This is a genomic window from Streptomyces sp. NPDC037054 (assembly GCF_055606745.1).
This window is the reverse complement of record NZ_JBVJSJ010000013.1, coordinates 255,915-276,179: the sequence shown is the minus strand read 5'-3', so window position 1 is coordinate 276,179 and position 20,265 is coordinate 255,915. Positions and strand designations below refer to the sequence as shown.

The 20,265-nt window shown below is 72.2% G+C and carries 18 protein-coding genes and 2 riboswitches; of the genes, 11 read left to right on the top strand and 7 right to left on the bottom strand.

Annotated features, from left to right (window positions below):
* Positions 1-90: 90 nt before the first annotated feature.
* Positions 91-2,343, bottom strand: coding sequence for a glycogen debranching protein GlgX (gene glgX, locus ACZ7D7_RS28260; RefSeq protein WP_470827906.1), 2,253 nt, complete (start codon positions 2,341-2,343; stop codon positions 91-93).
* Between the two features lie 203 nt (positions 2,344-2,546).
* Between glgX and ACZ7D7_RS28255 the strand changes: the two genes are divergently transcribed.
* The 7 genes from ACZ7D7_RS28255 (at position 2,547) to ACZ7D7_RS28225 (ending at position 9,192) form a co-directional block, all read left to right on the top strand.
* Positions 2,547-3,779: a L,D-transpeptidase gene (locus ACZ7D7_RS28255; RefSeq protein WP_470827905.1), complete on the top strand. Its 1,233-nt coding sequence runs from the start codon at positions 2,547-2,549 to the stop codon at positions 3,777-3,779.
* 157 nt (positions 3,780-3,936) lie between these two features.
* The gene (locus ACZ7D7_RS28250; RefSeq protein WP_470827904.1) at positions 3,937-5,190 is read left to right on the top strand and encodes a L,D-transpeptidase; all 1,254 of its coding nucleotides are present in this window, start codon (positions 3,937-3,939) and stop codon (positions 5,188-5,190) included.
* Between the two features lie 77 nt (positions 5,191-5,267).
* Positions 5,268-6,035, top strand: a complete 768-nt coding sequence (locus ACZ7D7_RS28245) for an enoyl-CoA hydratase/isomerase family protein (protein WP_470827903.1) — start codon at positions 5,268-5,270, stop codon at positions 6,033-6,035.
* A gap of 191 nt (positions 6,036-6,226) precedes the next feature.
* Positions 6,227-6,835 carry an ATP-binding protein gene (locus ACZ7D7_RS28240; RefSeq protein WP_470827902.1) on the top strand — a complete coding sequence of 203 codons (609 nt, stop codon included), beginning with the start codon at positions 6,227-6,229 and terminating at the stop codon, positions 6,833-6,835.
* Between the two features lie 107 nt (positions 6,836-6,942).
* Complete coding sequence (locus tag ACZ7D7_RS28235) at positions 6,943-8,163, top strand: YncE family protein (protein ID WP_470827901.1); 1,221 nt, start codon at positions 6,943-6,945, stop codon at positions 8,161-8,163.
* A gap of 100 nt (positions 8,164-8,263) precedes the next feature.
* Positions 8,264-8,881: an ADP-ribosyltransferase gene (locus ACZ7D7_RS28230; protein ID WP_470827899.1), complete on the top strand. Its 618-nt coding sequence runs from the start codon at positions 8,264-8,266 to the stop codon at positions 8,879-8,881.
* A gap of 98 nt (positions 8,882-8,979) precedes the next feature.
* Positions 8,980-9,192 (top strand): EF-hand domain-containing protein, encoded by a 213-nt coding sequence (locus ACZ7D7_RS28225; protein ID WP_470827897.1) that lies wholly within the window; start codon positions 8,980-8,982, stop codon positions 9,190-9,192.
* A gap of 73 nt (positions 9,193-9,265) precedes the next feature.
* Here ACZ7D7_RS28225 and ACZ7D7_RS28220 read toward each other — a convergent pair whose 3' ends face one another.
* Complete coding sequence (locus tag ACZ7D7_RS28220; RefSeq protein ID WP_470827896.1) at positions 9,266-9,820, bottom strand: glycoside hydrolase family 25 protein; 555 nt, start codon at positions 9,818-9,820, stop codon at positions 9,266-9,268.
* A 271-nt stretch (positions 9,821-10,091) separates the two neighbouring features.
* Between ACZ7D7_RS28220 and ACZ7D7_RS28215 the strand changes: the two genes are divergently transcribed.
* On the top strand, positions 10,092-11,060 hold the full coding sequence (locus ACZ7D7_RS28215) for a tetratricopeptide repeat protein (protein WP_470827894.1): 969 nt from the start codon (positions 10,092-10,094) through the stop codon (positions 11,058-11,060).
* A gap of 13 nt (positions 11,061-11,073) precedes the next feature.
* Here the strand turns inward: ACZ7D7_RS28215 and ACZ7D7_RS28210 are convergent, their stop codons facing one another.
* The 5 genes from ACZ7D7_RS28210 to gcvT form a co-directional block, all read right to left on the bottom strand.
* On the bottom strand, positions 11,074-12,834 hold the full coding sequence (locus ACZ7D7_RS28210; protein ID WP_470827893.1) for a hypothetical protein: 1,761 nt from the start codon (positions 12,832-12,834) through the stop codon (positions 11,074-11,076).
* A 117-nt stretch (positions 12,835-12,951) separates the two neighbouring features.
* Positions 12,952-14,319 (bottom strand): L-serine ammonia-lyase, encoded by a 1,368-nt coding sequence (locus ACZ7D7_RS28205; RefSeq protein WP_470827891.1) that lies wholly within the window; start codon positions 14,317-14,319, stop codon positions 12,952-12,954.
* 92 nt (positions 14,320-14,411) lie between these two features.
* A complete protein-coding gene (gene glyA / locus ACZ7D7_RS28200) occupies positions 14,412-15,674 on the bottom strand; it encodes a serine hydroxymethyltransferase (RefSeq protein WP_470827890.1) in 1,263 nt (420 codons plus the stop codon).
* Between the two features lie 14 nt (positions 15,675-15,688).
* Positions 15,689-16,066 (bottom strand): glycine cleavage system protein GcvH, encoded by a 378-nt coding sequence (gcvH, locus tag ACZ7D7_RS28195; protein ID WP_470827889.1) that lies wholly within the window; start codon positions 16,064-16,066, stop codon positions 15,689-15,691.
* A gap of 122 nt (positions 16,067-16,188) precedes the next feature.
* Complete coding sequence (gene gcvT / locus ACZ7D7_RS28190; RefSeq protein WP_470827887.1) at positions 16,189-17,307, bottom strand: glycine cleavage system aminomethyltransferase GcvT; 1,119 nt, start codon at positions 17,305-17,307, stop codon at positions 16,189-16,191.
* 38 nt (positions 17,308-17,345) lie between these two features.
* A riboswitch (glycine riboswitch) is annotated at positions 17,346-17,464 on the bottom strand.
* Positions 17,465-17,559: riboswitch (glycine riboswitch) on the bottom strand.
* Positions 17,560-17,738: 179 nt separating this feature from the next.
* Here gcvT and ACZ7D7_RS28185 point away from each other — a divergent pair.
* From ACZ7D7_RS28185 to ACZ7D7_RS28175, 3 genes are all read left to right on the top strand, one after another.
* Positions 17,739-18,413, top strand: a complete 675-nt coding sequence (locus tag ACZ7D7_RS28185) for an AAA family ATPase (protein ID WP_470827885.1) — start codon at positions 17,739-17,741, stop codon at positions 18,411-18,413.
* Between the two features lie 67 nt (positions 18,414-18,480).
* A complete protein-coding gene (locus ACZ7D7_RS28180) occupies positions 18,481-19,269 on the top strand; it encodes an enhanced serine sensitivity protein SseB (RefSeq protein WP_470827884.1) in 789 nt (262 codons plus the stop codon).
* A 92-nt stretch (positions 19,270-19,361) separates the two neighbouring features.
* Positions 19,362-20,159, top strand: a complete 798-nt coding sequence (locus ACZ7D7_RS28175) for an enhanced serine sensitivity protein SseB C-terminal domain-containing protein (protein WP_470827883.1) — start codon at positions 19,362-19,364, stop codon at positions 20,157-20,159.
* Positions 20,160-20,265 lie beyond the last annotated feature (106 nt).

The following is a 20,265-nucleotide window of genomic DNA, read 5'->3' as shown; positions in this document are numbered from 1 at the left end:
CCCCGCCGCACGAGGAGCGAACGATTTCGCGGCTGACGCGGCCCGTCGGCCACCTCGATGCTGGCCCGCCTCCGCCGGGTCCGGCGGGGTTCACCGCACCCGCAGCAACAACACCGCCCGCCCCGGCACCCCGATCACCGCCCCCGCGGCATGCACCGCTCCCGGCTCCCCGGACTGGTCCTCGCGCGACGTGTCCACCACCACCTCGTACTCCTCCGCCCACGGCGCCCCCGGCAGGACGAAGTCCACCGGGTCCTCGCCGGCGTGGAGTACCGCGAGGAAGCTGTCGTCGACCACCGGGTCGCCCCGTTCGTCGCGGCCCGGGATGTCGCGGCCGGAGAGGTACATGCCGAGTGTGGCCGCCGGGGCGTACCAGTCGGACTCCGTCATCTCCTCGCCCCGTGCCGTGAACCACGCCAGGTCGCGCAGGCCGTCCGCGGAGTGGGGACGGCCGGAGAAGAAGGCGCGGCGGCGCAGCACCGGGTGGCGGTGGCGCAGGGCGATCAGGCGGGCGGTGAGGTCGAACAGGGCCCGCCAGCCGGGGTCGTCCAGCAGGCTCCAGTCGAGCCAACTGATCTCGTTGTCCTGGCAGTACGCATTGTTGTTGCCGCCCTGCGTGCGGCCCATCTCGTCGCCCGCGACCAGCATCGGCACACCCGTCGACAGCAGCAGCGTCGTCAGCAGGTTCCGCAACTGGCGGCGCCTCAGCGCCCGTACCGGCTCGTCGTCCGTCTCGCCCTCGGCGCCGCAGTTCCACGAGCGGTTGTCGTCCGTGCCGTCGCGGTTGCCCTCGCCGTTCGCCTCGTTGTGCTTGCGCTCGTAGGAGACCAGGTCGCGCAGCGTGAAACCGTCGTGCGCCGTGACGAAGTTGACCGACGCGTACGGGCGGCGCCCGCCCCACGCGTACAGGTCGCTGGAGCCCGACAGGCGGTAGCCCATCTCCCGTACGTCCGGCAGCGCGTGCCGCCAGAAGTCCCGCACCGCGTTGCGGTAGCGGTCGTTCCACTCCGTCCACAGGGGCGGGAACGCGCCCACCTGGTAGCCGCCCGAGCCGACGTCCCACGGCTCGGCGATCAGCTTCACCCGGCGCAGCACCGGGTCCTGCGCGATCACCGCGAGGAACGGGGACAGCATGTCGACGTCGTGCATGGAGCGGGCCAGCGCCGCCGCCAGGTCGAAGCGGAAGCCGTCCACGCCCATCTCGGTCACCCAGTACCGCAGCGAGTCCGTGATCAGGCGCAGCACGTGCGGCTGCACCACGTGCAGCGTGTTCCCGCAGCCGGTGTAGTCGGCGTAGCGCCGCGCGTCCGACTGGAGCCGGTAGTAGCCGCGGTTGTCGATGCCCTTCAGCGACAGCGTCGGCCCCAGCTCGCCCGCCTCCGCCGTGTGGTTGTAGACCACGTCGAGGATCACCTCGATGCCGGCCGCGTGCAGCGCGCGCACCATGCGCCTGAACTCGCCGACCTGCTGACCGGTCGTGCCGGACGCGGCGTACGCGGCGTGCGGGGCGAAGTAGCCGATCGAGTTGTAGCCCCAGTAGTTCTTCAGCCCGCGCCGCAGCAGATGGTCCTCGTGCGCGAACTGGTGCACCGGCAGCAGTTCCACCGCCGTCACCCCGAGCCGCGTCAGGTGCTCGACCGCCGCCGGGTGCGCGAGCCCCGCGTACGTGCCGCGCAGCTCCTCCGGGACGCCCGGGTGGCGCATCGTGAAGCCGCGCACGTGCAGCTCGTAGATCACCGAGTCCGCCCACGGCGTCTTCGGCCGCCGGTCGTCCATCCACTCGTCGTCGGTGGCGTCGTCGTGCACGACCACGCCCTTCGGGACGTACGGCGCCGAGTCACGCCCGTCGCGCACCGTGTCGGCGACGTGCTGCTCCGGCCAGTCCCGGACGTGCCCGTACACCTCCGGCGGCAGCCGGAAGTCGCCGTCCACCGCGCGCGCGTACGGGTCGAGGAGCAGCTTCGCCGGGTTCCAGCGCGCGCCGGTCCACGGGTCCCAGCGGCCGTGCACCCGGTAGCCGTACCGCCGCCCCGGCAGCACGCCCGGCACGAAGCCGTGCCAGATCTCGTGCGTCAGCTCGGTCAGGCGCAGCCGCGTCTCCGTGCCGTCCTCGTCGAACAGGCACAGGTCGACCGCCTCGGCGCCGCCCGCCCACAGCGCGAAGTTGGTGCCCGCCACCCCGTCCGGGCCCACCCGGAACCGGGCACCCAGCGGCGTCGGCGCACCCGGCCGCGCGGCCGGCGACGGCGCCCGGCGCGACACGCCGTTCACCACGACGGCCGCGGGCCGCCCGTCCCCGGCGGCGCGCCCGGCCACCGCCTCCTGCTCGGCTGCGCTGGACACCTGTCCGCCTCCCACGGCTCGCGGAACGACCCGACCACGGGGCCCCGGCGGCCCGCCGGGGCCCCGCGTCCCGGCCAGGACCCCCGGCGCCCCCGCCGGAGCGCCGTCGGCCGGCCCCGTGGCGTCGTCCTTCCCCACAGTCTGCCCACCGCACGGCTCGCACTCACGTTTCCCCGGGGCGGGGCTGATCGTTGTGCCCTCACGTGAGGCACGTAGAAGGGCGCGCGCGGCGCGTGGCGGCCGGTCTGGCCGCCGTACTGACATGGGCAGGACTGCTGGCCGGAGCCGTCGGCTGCACGGGTGACACCCCCGGCGGCACCGGCATGGGCGGACTCGGCAAGCCCCCCGCACCCGACGAACACATCCGCATCACCCCCGACGACGGCAGCCGCGGTGTCCGGCCCGACGGGAAACTGCGCGTACGCGTGCCCGAGGGCCGGCTGGAGAAGGTCACGGTGGCCAGGTCCCAGGACGCCCAGGAGACGCCGGTGCCCGGCCGGATCTCCGCCGACGGCCTGACCTGGAAACCCGCCGAGGACCGGCTGGCCCTCGCCGCCCGCTACACCGTCGACGTCGTCGCCCTCGACGGCCACGGCCGCCGCTCGGCCCGGCACGCCACGTTCACCACCCACGTCCCGGAGGAACGCTTCATCGGATACGTCACCCCGGAGAACCGCGCCACCGTCGGCACCGGCATGATCGTCTCCCTGGAGTTCAACCGGAAGATCGCCCACCGCGCCGCCGTCGAACGCGCCGTCCGCGTCACCGCCAGCCCCGCCACCGAGATCCGGCCCCACTGGTTCGGCAGGGACCGCCTCGACTTCCGCCCCGAGCACTACTGGAAGCCCGGCACGCGCGTCACCGTCGACCTCCGTTTCCGCGACATCGAGGGCGCGCCCGGCGTCTACGGCCTCCAGGACAAGACGCTCACCTTCACCGTCGGCCGCAGCCAGGTCTCCCTCGTGGACGCCGCCCGGCACACCATGGAGGTCCGGCGCGACGGCGCCCTCCTCGCCACCGTGCCCGTCACGGCCGGCGCCCCGAAGACCACCACGTACAACGGCAAGATGGTGGTCACCGAGATGCTCGACGTGACCCGCATGGACAGCCGCACGGTCGGCTTCGGCGGCGAGTACGACATCCCCGACGTGCCGCACGCCATGCGGCTGACCGAGTCCGGCACCTTCCTGCACGGCAACTACTGGGCGCCGCCCGCCGTGTTCGGACGCGACAACGTCAGCCACGGCTGCGTCGGACTGCGCGACGTGAAGGGCGGCGGCGCGGACACCCCGGCCGGCTGGTTCTTCGACCGCAGCCTCGTCGGCGACGTCGTCGAGGTCGTCGGCAGCGACGACCGGAAGGTCGCCCCCGACAACGGCCTCGGCGGCTGGAACATGAACTGGCGGGAATGGAAGGCCGGCAGCGCGGTGAAGTGAACCGCACATCCAGCTTCCCCGCTCTCCCCGGGTTCGGTACGGAACGGTGACAGTCGCACCACGTCAACGCCCCTGACCATGCGGTTAATATGCGCCAAGTGCGCGCGGGACGCGCTTGGGGGTGGGCCCCGGCGGGGCCCTGCGAGGGGAGAAACAAGTGAACGTGCGACCGATACCGGGGGCTTCGGTTGACGCGCGGGGGCGGCACCGGCGCCGGGGCGCCACGGCGCTGGTGCTCGGGGTGCTGATGCTGGCCGTCACCGCGTGCGGGGGAGGCGGCGCGGGCTCCGCCTCGGGCGGCGAGGACGGCAAGGGCGGCGGCAAGGGCTCCGGCGCCGCGCAGAGCAAGCAGTCCGAGGCGGTGGTCACCATCGCCCCGAAGGACGGCGCGAAGTCCGTCGACACCAGCGGCGCCCTGAAGGTCACCGCGGCCAAGGGCAAGCTGACCGACGTCGTCGTCAAGGACTCCGACGGCGACCGGATAGCCGGGAAGATATCCGGCGACGGCGCCACCTGGACGCCGTCCTCCCACCTGGCCGCCTCCACCAAGTACTCGGTGCACGCGGTCGCCAAGGACTCCGAGGGCCGCACGGCCGCCGCCGAGTCCGGCTTCACCACCCTCACGCCGCAGAACACCTTCATCGGCCACTTCACCCCGGAGGACGGCTCCACCGTCGGCGTCGGAATGCCGTTCTCCCTGCGCTTCACCCGGGGCATCACCAAGCCCGAGGACGTGGAGAAGGCCGTCACCATCAAGACCGAGCCGGCCGTCGAGGTCGAGGGCCACTGGTTCGGCAACGACCGCCTCGACTTCCGCCCGGAGAAGTACTGGAAGGCCGGCACGAAGGTCACCGTCGAACTCAACCTCAACGGCGTCGAAGGCCGCCCCGGCGTGTACGGCGAGCAGGCCAAGACCGTGAAGTTCACCATCGGCCGCAGCCAGGTCTCCACCGTCGACGTCAAGACCAGGAAGATGAAGGTCGTCCGCGACGGCAAGCTCATCAGGACCATCCCCGTCACCACCGGCAAGCCCGGCTACGACACGTGGAACGGCCAGATGGTCATCAGCGAGAAGCTCACCGTGACCCGCATGAACGGCGAAACGGTCGGCTACGGCGGCGAGTACGACATCAAGGACGTCCCGCACGCCATGCGCCTGACCACCTCCGGCACCTTCCTGCACGGCAACTACTGGGGCGGCGACGCCTTCGGCAACTACAACGCCAGCCACGGCTGCGTCGGCCTGCGCGACGTGCGCGGCGGCTGGGACAAGAAGGCGCCCGCCGCCTGGTTCTTCAACCGCTCGATGATCGGCGACGTCGTGATCGTCAAGAACTCCGACGACAAGACCGTGGCCCCCGACAACGGGCTCAACGGCTGGAACATGCCGTGGGAGAAGTGGAAGGCCTGAGCACCGCGTGCGACGGCGGGCCCGGTGTGAGGTACGGCACCGGGCCCGCCGCCGTTAGTGCCCGTTAACCTGCCTGCATGACCGTGAATCTCGAAGTCGCCGAAGGCGTCGGCACGCTCCGCCTGGACCGCCCGCCGATGAACGCCCTGGACATCGCCACACAGGACCGGCTCAAGGAACTCGCCGAGGAGGCCGGCCGCCGCGACGACGTGCGCGCCGTTGTGGTCTACGGCGGCGAGAAGGTGTTCGCGGCCGGCGCGGACATCAAGGAGATGCAGGCCATGGACCACGCCGCGATGGTCCTGCGCGCCCGCGCCCTCCAGGACTCCTTCACCGCCGTCGCCCGCATCCCCAAGCCCGTCGTCGCCGCCGTCACCGGCTACGCCCTCGGCGGCGGCTGCGAACTCGCCCTGTGCGCGGACTTCCGCATCGCCGCCGACAACGCCAAGCTCGGCCAGCCGGAGATCCTCCTCGGCCTCATCCCGGGCGCCGGCGGGACCCAGCGACTGGCCCGGCTCGTCGGCCCCTCCAAGGCCAAGGACCTCATCTTCACGGGCCGGATGGTGAAGGCCGACGAGGCGCTCACGATGGGTCTCGTGGACCGCGTCGTCCCGGCCGCCGACGTCTACGCCGAGGCGCACGCCTGGGCCGCCAAGCTCGCCCAGGGGCCGGCCATCGCGCTGCGCGCCGCGAAGGAGTCCGTCGACACCGGCCTGGAGACGGACATCAACACCGGGCTCGCCGTGGAGCGCAACTGGTTCGCCGGCCTGTTCGCCACCGAGGACCGCGAGCGCGGCATGCGCAGCTTCGTCGAGGAGGGCCCCGGGAAGGCCAAGTTCCTCTGAGACCGGTCTCGGCGGGACCCCGGAAAACCGGCCGAACGCCTTGCAATTGACACGATGTCTCATCCGGCCCCCTCGCCCCGACGGCGTGTGGCAGCCTTGGGCCTGCCTCAACTCCGCCTTGTCGAGGGAGCTGTCGATTGCCTCCAACCGATCCGTCGCCGCAGGTCACGTGGGGTGCCGCTGACGCCGAGGTGTCAACGGCATATGCCGATCGGCCGCCGGGAACCGTGGCGTTCCGGGGGGCGCATTCCCCCGGAACGGCCCCGGAGCCGCCCCGGGGCGGCCATGATGGGGGCATGGCGGGGCTGGAGGGCATGGATCAGCCGCGGGGAGACGCACGTGCGACCGCCGCGCGCTGGTCGCCGGCGGTCGAGGACGAACGCGCGCTGCGCGCACTGGAGTTGTACGGCAACCCTGCCGAGCGCGAGGTGCCGCTGCCGTCCCTCCCCGAGTCCGCCGCCATCGCCCGCCGCCTCGCCCAGGTCGTCGTCCTGCGGCACTGGGGACTCTCCCCGAAGCTCGCCGAGGGCGCCGTCCTTCTCGTCTCCGAACTCGTCGGCAACGCCGTACGGCACACCGGCGCCCGCATCTTCGGGCTCCGCCTCAAACGCCGCCCCGGCTGGGTGCGCTTCGAGGTGCGGGACCCGTCCCGGGGGCTGCCCTGCCTGATGCCGGTGCAGGAGACGGACGTCAGCGGCCGAGGGCTGTTCCTCGTCGACAAGCTGTCCGACCGCTGGGGCGTGGACCTGCTGCCGCGCGGCAAGACGACGTGGTTCGAGATGCGGGTCACCGACCGGTAACGGGTCGCCGACCGGTAACGGGTCTTCGACCGGTCATACGGGTCGCCGACCGGTGAGAACACCCGCGACCGGGTGAATGACCCGATTTCCCCCCTGACGCCCCTTAAATGGTGCGCGTGACCACGCCTTCACGCCGCAAGACCCGCGCCACACCCGCCCGCGCCACCCTCACCCGCGCCCTGCTCGCGGGCACCGCGCTCGCCGCCCTCGCCGCCTGCGGCGCGGGCACCGAGGACCGTGCCGCGCAGGCCCGCGGCACCGGAGCCGCCGTACCCGCGCCGCGCGAGAAGCACGCCGACGGGCTGCCCGGCATGCCGCCCGTGCTCGACCCGGAGGACGTGTACGCCGCCGACCGCCCCGGCAAACTCTCCCCGGTCGTCAAGGACTTCCCGTCCCGCGTCTACGTCCCCAACACCGAGTCCGACACCGTCACGGTCATCGACCCGAAGACGTACGAGGTCGTCGACACCCTCCGCGTCGGCCGGCAGCCCCAGCACGTCGTCCCGAGCTGGGACCTGAAGACCCTGTGGGTCAACAACAACCGCGGCCACACCCTCACCCCCATCGACCCGAGAACCGGCAAGGCCGGCAAGCCGGTGGAGGTGCACGACCCGTACAACCTCTACTTCACGCCCAACGGCAGATACGCCGTCGTCATGGCCTCCCTCGACCGCGAACTCGTCTTCCGCGACCCGCACACCATGAAGCGGAAGAAGACCGTGCCCGTCAGCTGCTACGGCGTCAACCACGCCGACTTCTCCCTCGACGGCCGCTACTTCATCGTCTCCTGCGAGTTCAGCGGCGAACTGCTCAAGGTCGACACCGAGAGGATGAAGGTCGTCGGACAGCAGCGGCTGCCGTTCGACGGCGCCATGCCGCAGGACGTCAAGATCTCGCCCGACGGCAAGGAGTTCTACGTCGCCGACATGATGGCCGACGGCATGTGGATCGTGGACGGGGACACGTTCGGCAAGCCGCGCTTCCTGCCCACCGGCAAGGGCTGCCACGGCCTCTACGTCAGCCGCGACTCCCGCGAGATGTACGTCTCCAACCGCGGCGAAGGCACCGTCTCCGTCTTCGACTTCACCCGCGGGAAGATCACCAAGAAGTGGCGCCTGCCCGACGGCGGCAGCCCCGACATGGGCGGCGTCTCCGCCGACGGCAAGGTCCTGTGGCTGTCCGGCCGCTACGACGCCGAGGTGTACGCCATCGACACCCGCACCGGTACGCAGCTCGCCCGCGTCAAGGTCGGCAGCGGGCCGCACGGCCTCGCCGTCTACCCGCAGCCCGGGCGCTACTCCCTCGGCCACACCGGCGTCTTCCGCTGAACGACCGGCTCCCGCGGCGGCGGTTGGGGACGGCGCGGGACACGCCCCCGATGGGGTGATGATCCACGAACCGCCGCCGCCGGACGGCCATGGTGCTCCCATGATCACAACTCGCCTGCGGCGGCGGACCGCTGCCGCCGCCGTGTCCCTCGCCGCCGTCCTCGCCACCACGGCGGCCGCCAACGCCGAACCGGCCGCGCCCGCGAAGCCCGCCGCGCCCGCCAAGGCGGCCCCGGCCTGCCCGCAGTTCGACGACAAGCTGAAGGCCGCCGCCAACCGCGACGTCGACGTGAACCGCATCACCCCCGAGCCCGTGTGGCGCACCACCTGCGGCACCCTCTACCGCAGCGACAGCCGCGGCCCGGCGGTCGTCTTCGAACAGGGCTTCCACCCCAAGGACGTGGTGAACGGCCAGTACGACGTCGAGAAGTACGTCCTGGTCAACCAGCCCTCCCCGTACGTCTCGACGACGTACGACCACGACCTCTACAAGACCTGGTACAAGGCGGGCTACAACTACTACATCGACGCGCCCGGCGGCGTCGACGTGAACAAGACCATCGGCGACACGCACAAGTGGGCCGACCAGGTCGAGGTCGCCTTCCCCGGCGGCATCGCCCGCGAGTACATCATCGGTGTGTGCCCGGTCGACAAGAAGACCAAGGTCGAGATCATGAGCGACTGCGAGAGCAACCCGCACTACAAGCCCTGGCACTGAGCCGGACCCCGCCCCTGCCGTGTCCCGATCGCCGGTTAATCTGACCGGCGACAGTAGGACGATCCACGTGATCACAGCATGGAATGAGGGGCGGGCCGGTGGCCGACATCGAGGAAGCGCGCAAGCAGTTCGAGCGGATCGATCTGGACGGGGACGGCCTCATCACCGCCGCCGAGTTCAAGACGGCCCTGGCGCGACAGGGCGACTGGAACGTCACCGAGTCGGTCGCCGAGGCGATCATCAACAGCCGTGACCTGAACGGCGACAAGATGATGTCGTTCGACGAGTTCTGGGCCTACCTGAACAAGTGACACCCACCGAAGGGGCGCCACCTCCTGACGGAGACCCCGGCGCCCCTTCGGCATGCCCGCGCTTGCGCGGCCGTCAGCGCTTCGCCCACTCCCGCAGGGCGGCCCGGCTCTCGAAGTCGGCGACGTTCTTGTCCAGCGGGTCGTCGGTGTACTGGTGGAAGCGCCACCTGGCCTTGATGCGGGGCTTGCCCGCGGTGACGTAGTCGGCGATCCAGAGGGCGTCGCCGGCGTACGAGGTCGTGTCGACGTTGAGCCAGAAATGGCGGTTCGCGTACAGAATCACGCGGTTGTTCGGGCGGAGTTCCTTCACTTTCCGGATAAAGCGGTCCTTCTCGGCGTTGCTCGCATGGGTGCCCTCGCTCGTCGATTCCCAGTCGACCGCGAGGATGTCGCCCGCTCTCTCCGGGGCCTTGCTGACGAAGTACTCGGCCTGGGCCGTGAGGTTGCCCGGCCAGAGGAAGTGGTAGAAGCCGACGACGAGGCCGGCGTCGCGGGCCGTCTTCGTCTGGGCCGCGAGTTTCGGGTTGACGTAGCTGCGGCCCTCCGTCGCCTTGACGAAGACGAAGGACAGGCCGTCGGTGTCGTAGGAGGAGGGCTGGTAGGCGCTCACGTCGATGCCGCGCAGCATGGGGAACTCCCTTGAAATGCCGGTCGGGGGAGTGGAGTCGGGACTGTTGTTATGCCCCGGACCGGCACGGATGATCCCCCTCCGTCCTCCGGATCCTGTCGATACGATTGCGGGCACGGCGAATTGGGGGAGTTCTGCGCGGAACCGCTGATGGGAATGGTGCTCTCGGCCGTCGGGACCGTCGCCTCGGGCGCGCTGTCCGGAGCGGGCGGGGAGATGGGCAGACGGACCTCCGAGCGGCTGTTCGGTCTGCTGAGCCGGACGCCGGGTCATGCCGCTGCGCTGGCGCCTCGGTCCCGCCTACCGGGGCCTCGAACTGCCGCGGGACCGCGATCCGGCCGACGGCAGGCGGGCGTTGGCGGAACTGCGCCGCGAGCGGGAGAACCTGGCGGCCGTGATCCGGGCGGCCGACCACCACGGCTTCGACGACCTCGTGTGGCAGTTGTGCGAGGCGATGTGGGGCCTGCACCTGCTGTTGGGCTTCCACGCCCAGTGGATCGACACCCACCGGCTCGGTGTGGAGGCGGCCCGGCGCCGCGCGGCGGAGTTCGACGACCCGCGTGCGGTGGGCCGCATGCTGACGCAGCTCGCGTTCGGGTACATGGGCGCGGGGCAGGCCGACGACGCCGAGGCGGCGCTGGTGGCGGCGGCGGAGGCGGACCGGGAGTGCGGCCACCACCGGGGGCGGGCGAGCGCGGTCGAGGCGCTGGGGCTGCTCCGCCTGAAGCAGTGGCGGTACGCGGACGCGCAGCGGTGCTTCGAGGAGGCCCGGCGGATCCTGGGCCGGATCCGGGAGGGCGACGACGGGTGGCCGGACGTGCCCCGCGCGACGGCCCTGCTGGAACACCACATCGGCCGCGCCGAGGCCCGGCAGGGGCGCTTCCCGGCGGCCGTCACCCGGCTGAACGACGCGCTGGCGAGTTTCCGCCGGCTGCCGGGCGGGGGCGACGCGTACAACGCGGGCCGGGTCTACATGAGCCTGGGCGAGACGCACCTCGACGCGGGGGACACGGATCTCGCGCGGGTGTGCCTGGACCGGGCCGTCGAGACCATGGAGCGGGCCGGTGCGGGACTCCAGCTCGCGGACGCCACCGAGCTGCGGGCCCGCAGCCACCGCCTCGCGGGCCGCCCGGAGCAGGAGGCGGCGAATCTGCGTGCCGCGGCCGAGCGGTACGAGGAGCACGGCGACCGGATCGGCGCCGACCGCGTGCGGGAGCGGCCGGCCGAACTGGACGCGTGAGCCGCCCGGCCGGTCAGCGCGGGGCGTCGGTCAGCGGCTCGACGGTGACGTGGTGTGCCGTCGCGCCGGTGCGCACGATGAGCCGGGGCACGGCCTCGGCGAGGGTGCGGCCACCGGCCAGCCAGGCGTGCAGCGCGGAGGCGTGGGCGGCGGGGTCGCACAGGTCGGGCCGCCCGTCCGGACCAGGGGCGGCGGTCAGCCGTACGAGGTCGCCGGCGCGGGTGCGGACGACGCAGCGGTCCGGGCCGTCGACGTAGACGGCGAGGGAGCAGTACGGGTGGCGGGTGAGCGTCTCCGAGGTCCACGCGGCCGGTGGTCCGAGGCGCGGGTCGTCCTCGGCGGCGTGCCGTACGACGACGTCCGCGATCCGCAGCCGGCCGGCCTCGCGGGTCTCCTCGTCGACGACGGTGTGGGCGAACGCGGCGTGCTCCGAAGGGCTTTCGGCCTGATCGGGCGCGTCGCCGCCGACGGCGTACCGGACGATCGTGACGCCCGGCGGGTCCGTGTCGAGGGGACCGGCCAGGACGCGGACCGGGGCGGTGCGGCGGGCGGGCCGGAACGGCGGCAGGGGCAGCGGGTCGAGCAGCGCGGGGTGGCTCGTGGGCTCGGTGAGGTCCATGAGGCGGTAGAAGAGGCGGCGCAGCAGTGCGGCGGACTCTCCCGGTGACGAACTGGTCTGCTCCGCCAGGTCCTTGTAGCGCTCCGGCTCGTGGGAGGCGATCGTCCGGTCGAGCTGTGCCCGCAGGCTCGCGCCGGGGCGCAGGCGGGGCGCCGTACGGCCGAGGGCGGCGACGGGGGAGAGCGGGTCGAGGTCCTGGTGCGGGAAGGCGCCGAGCAGGACGGGGACGCCGATGGACGCCGCGTAGTAGGTGACGCTGGAGTGGTCGCCCAGGACGCAGTCGGCGGCGATCAGGGCCTGCCGCCATTCCGTGAGCGGGTCGACGGTGTCGAGGCCGGCCCGGCGGGCGTGGTCGAGCCAGGCGCGGACCTGGCCGGGTCCGTGTCCGTACCAGATGTTGGGGTGCAGGACGGCGACGGCGCGGTACTCGTCGGCGGGCAGTTCACCGGTCAGGCGGCACAGCAGCCCGGGCAGCAGGTCGGCGCCGAAGAGGGAGCGGGCCGACCAGGTCGAGTTGAGCACGATCAGCCGCTGGCCCGGTGCCACGCCGAGGGCGCGGCGGAAGCGGTCGCGTTCCGGGAGGGCGGCGAGGACGCGGTCGTAGCAGGGGTCGCCGGCGAGGACGGCCGTGGGTGCCGCCTCGGGGCAGGAGGCGCGCAGCCGGTCCAGTTGCTCGGGGTGGGACAGGACGGTCGCCCTGGCGATCGGGCGTCCGTCGACCAGGACCCACTCGCGCGAGAGGCCGAAGACCGGGCTTTCCGTCCGGGGGGTACCGGGTTCGGCCAGCCTCTTGTTGTAGCCGACGCCGTGCGACAGCACGACCAACTCGGCCTGGATCTCGTGGAGTTCGCCGCCGTAGCCGGCCGTCACCGCCAGGTCGAACGCGGTGTCCCTGGCCTGGTCCCACGGCAGCACCGGCAGCCCGGCCCGCGCCAGCAGCTCGGGCACGCCGGCCAGGAACGGGGACGATCCGGTGCACGTGGCGAACAACTGCACCCGTACGTCACCGTGGAACAGCGGCAGCACGTCCAGCAGCCGGGTCGCGGAGGTCACGTTGTGCACGACGTACAGCACCCGCCGGCACCCGGCCCGCGTGACCCACCGCTCGGCATCCGCCCCCACGGGCACCCGCAGCCGCGCCCCCTCGCCCGTCACCGCAGTCCCGCTCCCTGACTCCGTCACCAGGCGCCGAGGCCACCAGCTCTCTGACCTGCGCATTCAGGACGGCCCGAAGGACCGACACGCCGTGGGCAAGGCGAGCGCGGTGCGCCCTCAGCACTCGATGATGTTCACCGCCAGCCCGCCCCGCGCCGTCTCCTTGTACTTGACCGACATGTCCGCGCCGGTGTCCTTCATCGTCTTGATGACCTTGTCCAGGGACACCTTGTGGGAGCCGTCGCCGCGCATCGCCATGCGGGCGGCGGTCACGGCCTTCACCGCGGCCATGCCGTTGCGCTCGATGCACGGGATCTGGACGAGGCCGCCGACCGGGTCGCAGGTCAGGCCCAGGTTGTGCTCCATGCCGATCTCGGCCGCGTTCTCGACCTGCTCCGGGGACCCGCCCAGTACTTCGGCGAGCGCGCCCGCCGCCATCGAGCAGGCGGAGCCGACCTCGCCCTGGCAGCCGACCTCGGCGCCGGAGATGGAGGCGTTCTCCTTGAACAGCATGCCGATCGCGCCGGCCGCCAGCAGGAAGCGGACCACGCCCTCCTCGTCGGCGCCGGGCACGAAGTTGATGTAGTAGTGCAGGACCGCCGGGATGATGCCGGCCGCGCCGTTCGTCGGGGCGGTGACGACCCGGCCGCCGGCCGCGTTCTCCTCGTTCACGGCCATCGCGTACAGGGTGATCCACTCCATGGCGAGGGCCTGCGCGTCGCCCTCGGAGCGCAGCTTGCGCGCGGTGTTCGCGGCGCGGCGGCGCACCTTGAGGCCGCCGGGCAGGATGCCCTCGCGGGACATGCCGCGCTTCACGCACGCCTGCATGACGCGCCAGATCTCCAGCAGCCCGTCGTGGATCTCCTCCTCGGTGCGCCAGGCCCGCTCGTTCTCCAGCATCAGCGCGGAGATCGACAGGCCGGTCTCCCGGGTCAGGCGCAGCAGCTCGTCCCCGGTACGGAAGGGGTACTTGAGGACGGTGTCGTCCAGCTTGATCCGGTCGGCGCCGACCGCGTCCTCGTCGACGACGAAGCCGCCGCCCACCGAGTAGTACGTCTTCGACAGCAGCTCCGTCCCGGAGGCGTCGTGGGCCCACAGGGTCATGCCGTTGGCGTGGTAGGGGAGGGTCTTGCGGCGGTGCAGGACCAGGTCGTCGTCGAAGGAGAAGGCGATCTCGTGGGTGCCGAGGAGGCGGAGCCGGCCGGTGGACCTGATCGTCTCCACGCGCTCGTCGGCGCTCTCCACGTCGACCGTGCGGGGCGAGTCGCCCTCCAGGCCGAGCAGCACCGCCTTGGGCGTGCCGTGGCCGTGCCCGGTCGCGCCGAGCGAGCCGTACAGCTCGGCGCGCACCGAGGTGACGGCGTCGAGCAGGCCCTCGTTGCGCAGTCGCCGGGCGAACATGCGCGCCGCCCGCATCGGGCCCACCGTGTGGGAGCTCGACGGGCCGATGCCGATCGAGAACAGATCGAAGACCGAGATGGCCACGGGGGACTCCTCAACAGCGGGGGTGGTGCAGAAGTGGTGCGAAGGGGTGCGGGCGGGGCACGCCGGGTCCCGGGTGCCCCGCCGCCGCGGCGTTACTTGCCGATGTTCGGGTACAGCGGGTGCTTGTCGGCCAGCGCCTTCACGCGGCCCTTGAGGGCCTCGGCGTCGTACGACGGCTTGAGCGCCTCGGCGATCACGTCCGCGACCTCGGCGAAGTCCTCGGCCGTGAAGCCGCGGGTGGCGAGGGCGGGCGTGCCGATCCGCAGGCCGGACGTCACCATCGGCGGGCGCGGGTCGTTCGGGATCGCGTTGCGGTTGACGGTGATGCCGACCTCGTGGAGGCGGTCCTCGGCCTGCTGGCCGTCCAGCTCCGAGTCGCGCAGGTCCACCAGCACGAGGTGCACGTCCGTGCCGCCGGACAGGACGTCCACGCCCACGGCCCGCACGTCGTCCCGGACGAGGCGCTCGGCGAGGATGCGGGCGCCCTCCAGGGTACGGCGCTGGCGCTCCTTGAAGTCCTCGGACGCGGCGACCTTGAACGCGACGGCCTTGGCGGCGACCACGTGCTCCAGCGGACCGCCCTGCTGACCGGGGAAGACGGCCGAGTTGATCTTCTTGGCGAGTTCGGCGGTCGACAGGATCACACCGCCGCGCGGGCCGCCCAGCGTCTTGTGGGTCGTGGTGGTGACCACGTGCGCGTGGGGGACGGGGTTGGGGTGCAGCCCGGCCGCGACGAGACCGGCGAAGTGCGCCATGTCGACCATGAGGTACGCGCCGACCTCGTCCGCGATCCGGCGGAACGCGGCGAAGTCCAGCTGCCGCGGGTACGCCGACCAGCCGGCGACGATCAGCTTCGGCTTGGCCTCCTTGGCGAGGCGCTCGACCTCGGCCATGTCGACGCGGCCGTCGTCGCCGACGTGGTAGGCGACCACGTCGTAGAGCTTGCCGGAGAAGTTGATCTTCATGCCGTGGGTCAGGTGCCCGCCGTGCGCGAGGTTCAGACCCATGATCGTGTCGCCGGGCTTGAGCAGCGCGAACATCGCGGCCGCGTTGGCCTGCGCGCCCGAGTGCGGCTGCACGTTGGCGTGCTCGGCGCCGAAGAGTTCCTTCACGCGGTCGATGGCGATCTGCTCGACCACGTCGACGTGCTCGCAGCCGCCGTAGTAGCGGCGGCCCGGGTAGCCCTCGGCGTACTTGTTGGTGAGGACCGAGCCCTGGGCCTCCATGACCGCGACCGGCGCGAAGTTCTCGGAGGCGATCATCTCCAGGGTGGACTGCTGACGGTCCAGCTCGGCGTCGACCGCGGCGGCCACGTCCGGGTCGAGCTCGTGCAGGGGCGTGTTCAGAAGCGACATGGGACTACGACCTCTCAGCCGGCGGAGTAGGCGGTGTACTCGTCGGCGGAGAGCAGGTCGCCGGGCTCCTGGGTGACACGCACCTTGAACAGCCAGCCGCCCTCGAAGGGCGCGGAGTTCACCAGCGACGGGTCGTTGACGACGTCCTCGTTGACCTCGGTGATCTCACCGGAGACGGGGGAGTACAGGTCGGAGACCGACTTCGTCGACTCCAGCTCGCCGCAGGACTCGCCCGCGGTCACGGTGGCACCGACCTCCGGGAGCTGGACGAAGACGACGTCGCCGAGCGCGTTCGCCGCGTGCTCCGTGATGCCGACCGTCGAGACGCCGTCCTCGGCGGCCGACAGCCACTCGTGCTCCTTGCTGTAGCGCAGCTGCTGGGGGTTGCTCATGGCCTGAATTCTCCTGTACGCGAGGGAGTGCTGGTGAATGAGGTACTGCTCAGAGCGCTGTTGAACAGCGGAAACGTGCGCGGCGTCACGCCGTGACCAGCGTAGGCCGCGCTGAAAAGTGTCTACTTCTGGCGCTTGTAGAACGGCAGCGCCACGACCTCGTACGGCTCGTGGCTGCCCCGGATGTCCACGCCGACCCCGGGCGTGCCCGGCGCCGCGTGCGCCGCGTCGACGTACGCCATCGCGATCGGCTTGCCCAGCGTGGGCGACGGGGCGCCGGACGTGACCTCGCCGATCACCTCGCCGCCGGCGACCACGGAGTACCCGGCGCGCGGGACGCGGCGGCCCTCGGCGACCAGGCCGACCAGGACCCGCGGCGGGTTCTCCTGGGCGCGGGAGGCGGCCTCGGCGAGCGCCTCGCGGCCCACGAAGTCGCCCTCCTTCTCGAACTTCACGACGCGGCCGAGCCCGGCGTCGAACGGCGTCAGCTCCGTCGTCAGCTCGTGCCCGTACAGCGGCATGCCCGCCTCAAGGCGCAGCGTGTCACGGCAGGACAGGCCGCAGGGCACCAGACCGGCGCTCTCGCCGGCCTTGGTCAGCGCCTGCCACAGCTCCACGGCGTGCTCCGGCTTCACGAACAGCTCGAAGCCGTCCTCGCCGGTGTAGCCGGTGCGCGCGATCAGCGCCGGGACGCCCGCGACGGTGCCGGGCAGACCGGCGTAGTACTTCAGGCCGTCCAGGTCGGCGTCCGTCAGCGAGGCGAGGATCCCCGGCGACTCGGGGCCCTGTACGGCGAGCAGCGCGTACGCGTCCCGGTCGTCGCGCACCTCCGCGTCGAAGCCGGCCGAACGCTCCACGAGCGCGTCCAGCACGACCTGGGCGTTGGAGGCGTTCGCGACCACCATGTACTCGGTCTGGGCGAGCCGGTACACGATCAGGTCGTCGAGGATGCCGCCGTCGGCCCGGCAGATCATGGTGTAGCGGGCGCGGCCGACGCCGACGGAGGCGATGTTGCCGACGAGGGCGTAGTTCAGGAGCGCGGCGGCCTCGGCGCCGGTGACGGTGATCTCGCCCATGTGCGAGAGGTCGAACAGGCCGGCCCGGGTGCGCACGGCGACGTGCTCGTCGCGCTCGGAGCCGTAGCGCAGGGGCATGTCCCAGCCGGCGAAGTCGGTCATGGTCGCGCCGAGCGAGCGGTGCAGGGCGTCGAGCGCGGTACGGCGGGGTTCGTTACTGCTCATCGGACGGTCGTCTCCAAGGGCATGACAGGCGAGGTCGGTCCTCCCCATCTGTCATCGGAACCTGAGAGGTTCGCCATGACCAGCCCGGGAAAGGGATGGGCAATGGCTTGCACCTTGGGTGGAGCCACTGACACAGCGGCCCGCTTTTCAGATGTGCCTCGCCCGCGCGGTAACGGGGCCTGAGAGATTCAAGGGAGGGACTTGCTCCTTCGGCGCCCCGGACAGTGCCGGGGACTCTCCCGCGCGGATTCAAGCGGCCGGTATGCAGTTGGCGGCCACATCATTGCACGCCCGGCCGACTCGCCGACAGGGCGTACTTGTCACCGTCTTGTGGCAGTAAGCGAACGAAAAAGCGGGACGGTCTGCATTACCTTCTCTTTACACTCGGCGGGAACGGGACTCCGTACCCGACCCCAGGGGGGACGATCACGGTGAACAGGACCACGGCGTACGCCACGACCTCGGGCCTCACGCTGCCCAAGCAGGCCACTGTCCCGGCCCGGGCCCGGGGAGCCTGCGGCCCGCAGCCCGCCCCCGTCGTCCGCGACCTGCGCGACCGCGGCGGACACAGCCCGCGCGCCCTCCTCTTCGGACCACGCGACCTCGTCGTCGTCACCGGCCTGCCCGGCAGCGGCAAGTCCACGCTGATGCGACGCGCCGTGCCCGGCAGACGCGTCGACTCCCAGGACACCCGCGACCGCTGGGACCGGCGTGTGCCCGGCTTCCTGCCGTACGCCGTCTACCGCCCGCTGGTCCGCCTCGCGCACTACGCCGGGCTGCGGCGCGCGCTGCGCTCCGGCGAGGGCGTCGTCGTGCACGACTGCGGCACCCAGGCCTGGGTGCGCGGCTGGCTGGCCCGCGAGGCCCGCCGCCGGGGCGGCAAACTGCACCTGCTGCTGCTCGACGTGACGCCGCAGGAGGCGCTGGCCGGCCAGCGCGACCGCGGCCGGGGCGTCTCCCGCTACGCGTTCCGCAGGCACCGCTCGGCCACGAACCGGCTGCTGCGCGCGGTCGCCGAGGGCGACCTGCCGGCCGGCTGCGGCTCGGCGGTCCTCGTCGACCGGGACGCGGCGAACGCGCTGCGCAGGATCGGCTTCACGGGCTGACCGGACCGCGCCCGGCACCCGTTAGCCTTTTCAGCCACAGCAGTGGCACCAGTCAGGCGGTAGGCAGATGGACTTCCCGGCGGAATTCTCCGCGGACTTCCCGGCGCAGGCGCACCCCCACCCGCACGGTGGATGGCCCGGCAACGAACTGGAGGAGGTGCTCTCCGCCTCCCTCGGCGTCCCCTCGGCCGGCGGCCGGATCGTCGAGGTGCTCGGCCGCAGCTTCGTCTGGGTGCCGCTGCCGGGCGGCGGCCCGCACAGCGGCCCGCTGGACCTGCCCACACTGGAGATCGAGGGCCAGGCCTACGTGCCGGTGTTCAGCTCCGAGGAACAGTTCCGCCAGGTCGTCGGCGCCCACATGTCGTACGCCATCGCGCCCGCCGTGGAGTTCGCGCGCGGCCTGCCCCCGCAGGCCGGCATCGCCGTCAACCCCGGCGGAGTGGTCGGCATACCCCTGCCGCCGCCCGCCGTCGCCGAGTTGTGCCGCGCCGGGCGCACCCCGCTGGACGGGCCCGCGAGCGGCGGCCGGGTCCGCCTGTTCGAGCCCGACTGGCAGGACGACCCGGTCGGCTTCCTGTCCGCCGCCGCCACCGAGTTCGAGGGCATCGGCGTGGTCCGCACGGCCCGCCGCTGCCTCGCCGCGATCGAGACGGCCGACCCCGTCATGTTCGTCGGCGTCGAACTCTCCCAGTGGGAGGGCGACCTGAGAGCCCTGCCGATGGACGCCCTCGGCCGCGCCCTCGGTACCTCCCCGGTCAAGTGGCCGGTCAACCTCGTCCTCCTGGACGTGGCCCAGGACCCGGTGGGCGACTGGATGCGCGAGCGGGTCAAGCCGTTCTACCAACGGCAGGCGTGAGGACGGGCGCGCGGGCCACCGAACTCCCACCCCGGCCCCGCCACACTTAATCTGGTTTCATAACCGACGGCACTTTCCCGAAGGGGCACAACGTGAGCGCGAGCGGCACAGCCGCGGCCGGACAGGTCGAGCACATGCTGCGCCAGGTGACGCCCGGGCGCTACGACGCCTACGAGGCGCTGCTCCGCGCGCTCGCCACCCCGTCGTCCGGCCAGATCTGGATGCTGCTGTGGCACGGCCAGGCCGGCTCCCCGGACGCCCAGTACGGGAACATGGAGGTCGACGGCCACGGCTACGCCCCCTGCGTGACCTCCGCCCAGGAACTCTCCGCCAGCGGCTGGAACCGCTCGTACGAGGTGGTCGACGGCCTGGAGGTGGCCCGCGCGCTCTACCCGGAGCGCTTCGGCCTCTGGCTCAACCCGCACGCCCCGGGCGGCGGCGTCGGCATCCCCTGGCTGGACCTGCGCCGCATCGCCACCGGCCTGGACCGGCAGCCCGCCGGACCCCTGCGGCTGTCCGAGCCGGCCATCGAGATCCCGCAGTTCTACGCCCTGATCGCGCAGAACGCCCACCGCACCCCGGCAGTCCGCTCGCTGCGCCGCGCCTGGGTGCAGCCGGCGCTGGGCGCGCCGTACCTCGCCATCGGTCTCGACGTCTACGACACGAGCCCGCCCGCCGTGGACGCGGTGCGCGCGATGATGCAGCAGTCGATCGGCGCGGTCCCGGAGGGCCTGCCGGTGTCGACGGTCGCGCTGTCCGACGAACACGACCCGGTGGCGATGTGGCTGCGCGCCAACGCCCGCCCGTTCTACGACCGCGAGGCGCACGGGGCCCCCGCGCAGGCGCCCGCCGCGGGGTACGGATTCCCTCCCGCGCAGGGCCGCTACTGATCCGACCGAATGGCAGACGGGCGGCTCGCCCGCGGTGACTCTCCGCGCGTAGAGAAGGGTGGTAGGACAGGAAATGTGCCGAACAACCCGACTCGCCCGCGTCCGA

Excerpts from the sequence above, each read along its gene's own strand:
- ACZ7D7_RS28245 (WP_470827903.1), top strand. The coding sequence starts at position 5,268 with ATGACCGTGAATCTCGAAGTCGCCGAAGGCGTCGGCACGCTCCGCCTG.
- ACZ7D7_RS28235 (WP_470827901.1), top strand. The coding sequence starts at position 6,943 with ATGGTGCGCGTGACCACGCCTTCACGCCGCAAGACCCGCGCCACACCC.
- ACZ7D7_RS28230 (WP_470827899.1), top strand. The coding sequence starts at position 8,264 with ATGATCACAACTCGCCTGCGGCGGCGGACCGCTGCCGCCGCCGTGTCC.
- ACZ7D7_RS28220 (WP_470827896.1), bottom strand. The coding sequence starts at position 9,820 with ATGCTGCGCGGCATCGACGTGAGCGCCTACCAGCCCTCCTCCTACGAC.
- ACZ7D7_RS28215 (WP_470827894.1), top strand. The coding sequence starts at position 10,092 with ATGCCGCTGCGCTGGCGCCTCGGTCCCGCCTACCGGGGCCTCGAACTG.
- glyA (WP_470827890.1), bottom strand. The coding sequence starts at position 15,674 with ATGTCGCTTCTGAACACGCCCCTGCACGAGCTCGACCCGGACGTGGCC.
- gcvH (WP_470827889.1), bottom strand. The coding sequence starts at position 16,066 with ATGAGCAACCCCCAGCAGCTGCGCTACAGCAAGGAGCACGAGTGGCTG.
- gcvT (WP_470827887.1), bottom strand. The coding sequence starts at position 17,307 with ATGAGCAGTAACGAACCCCGCCGTACCGCGCTCGACGCCCTGCACCGC.
- ACZ7D7_RS28180 (WP_470827884.1), top strand. The coding sequence starts at position 18,481 with ATGGACTTCCCGGCGGAATTCTCCGCGGACTTCCCGGCGCAGGCGCAC.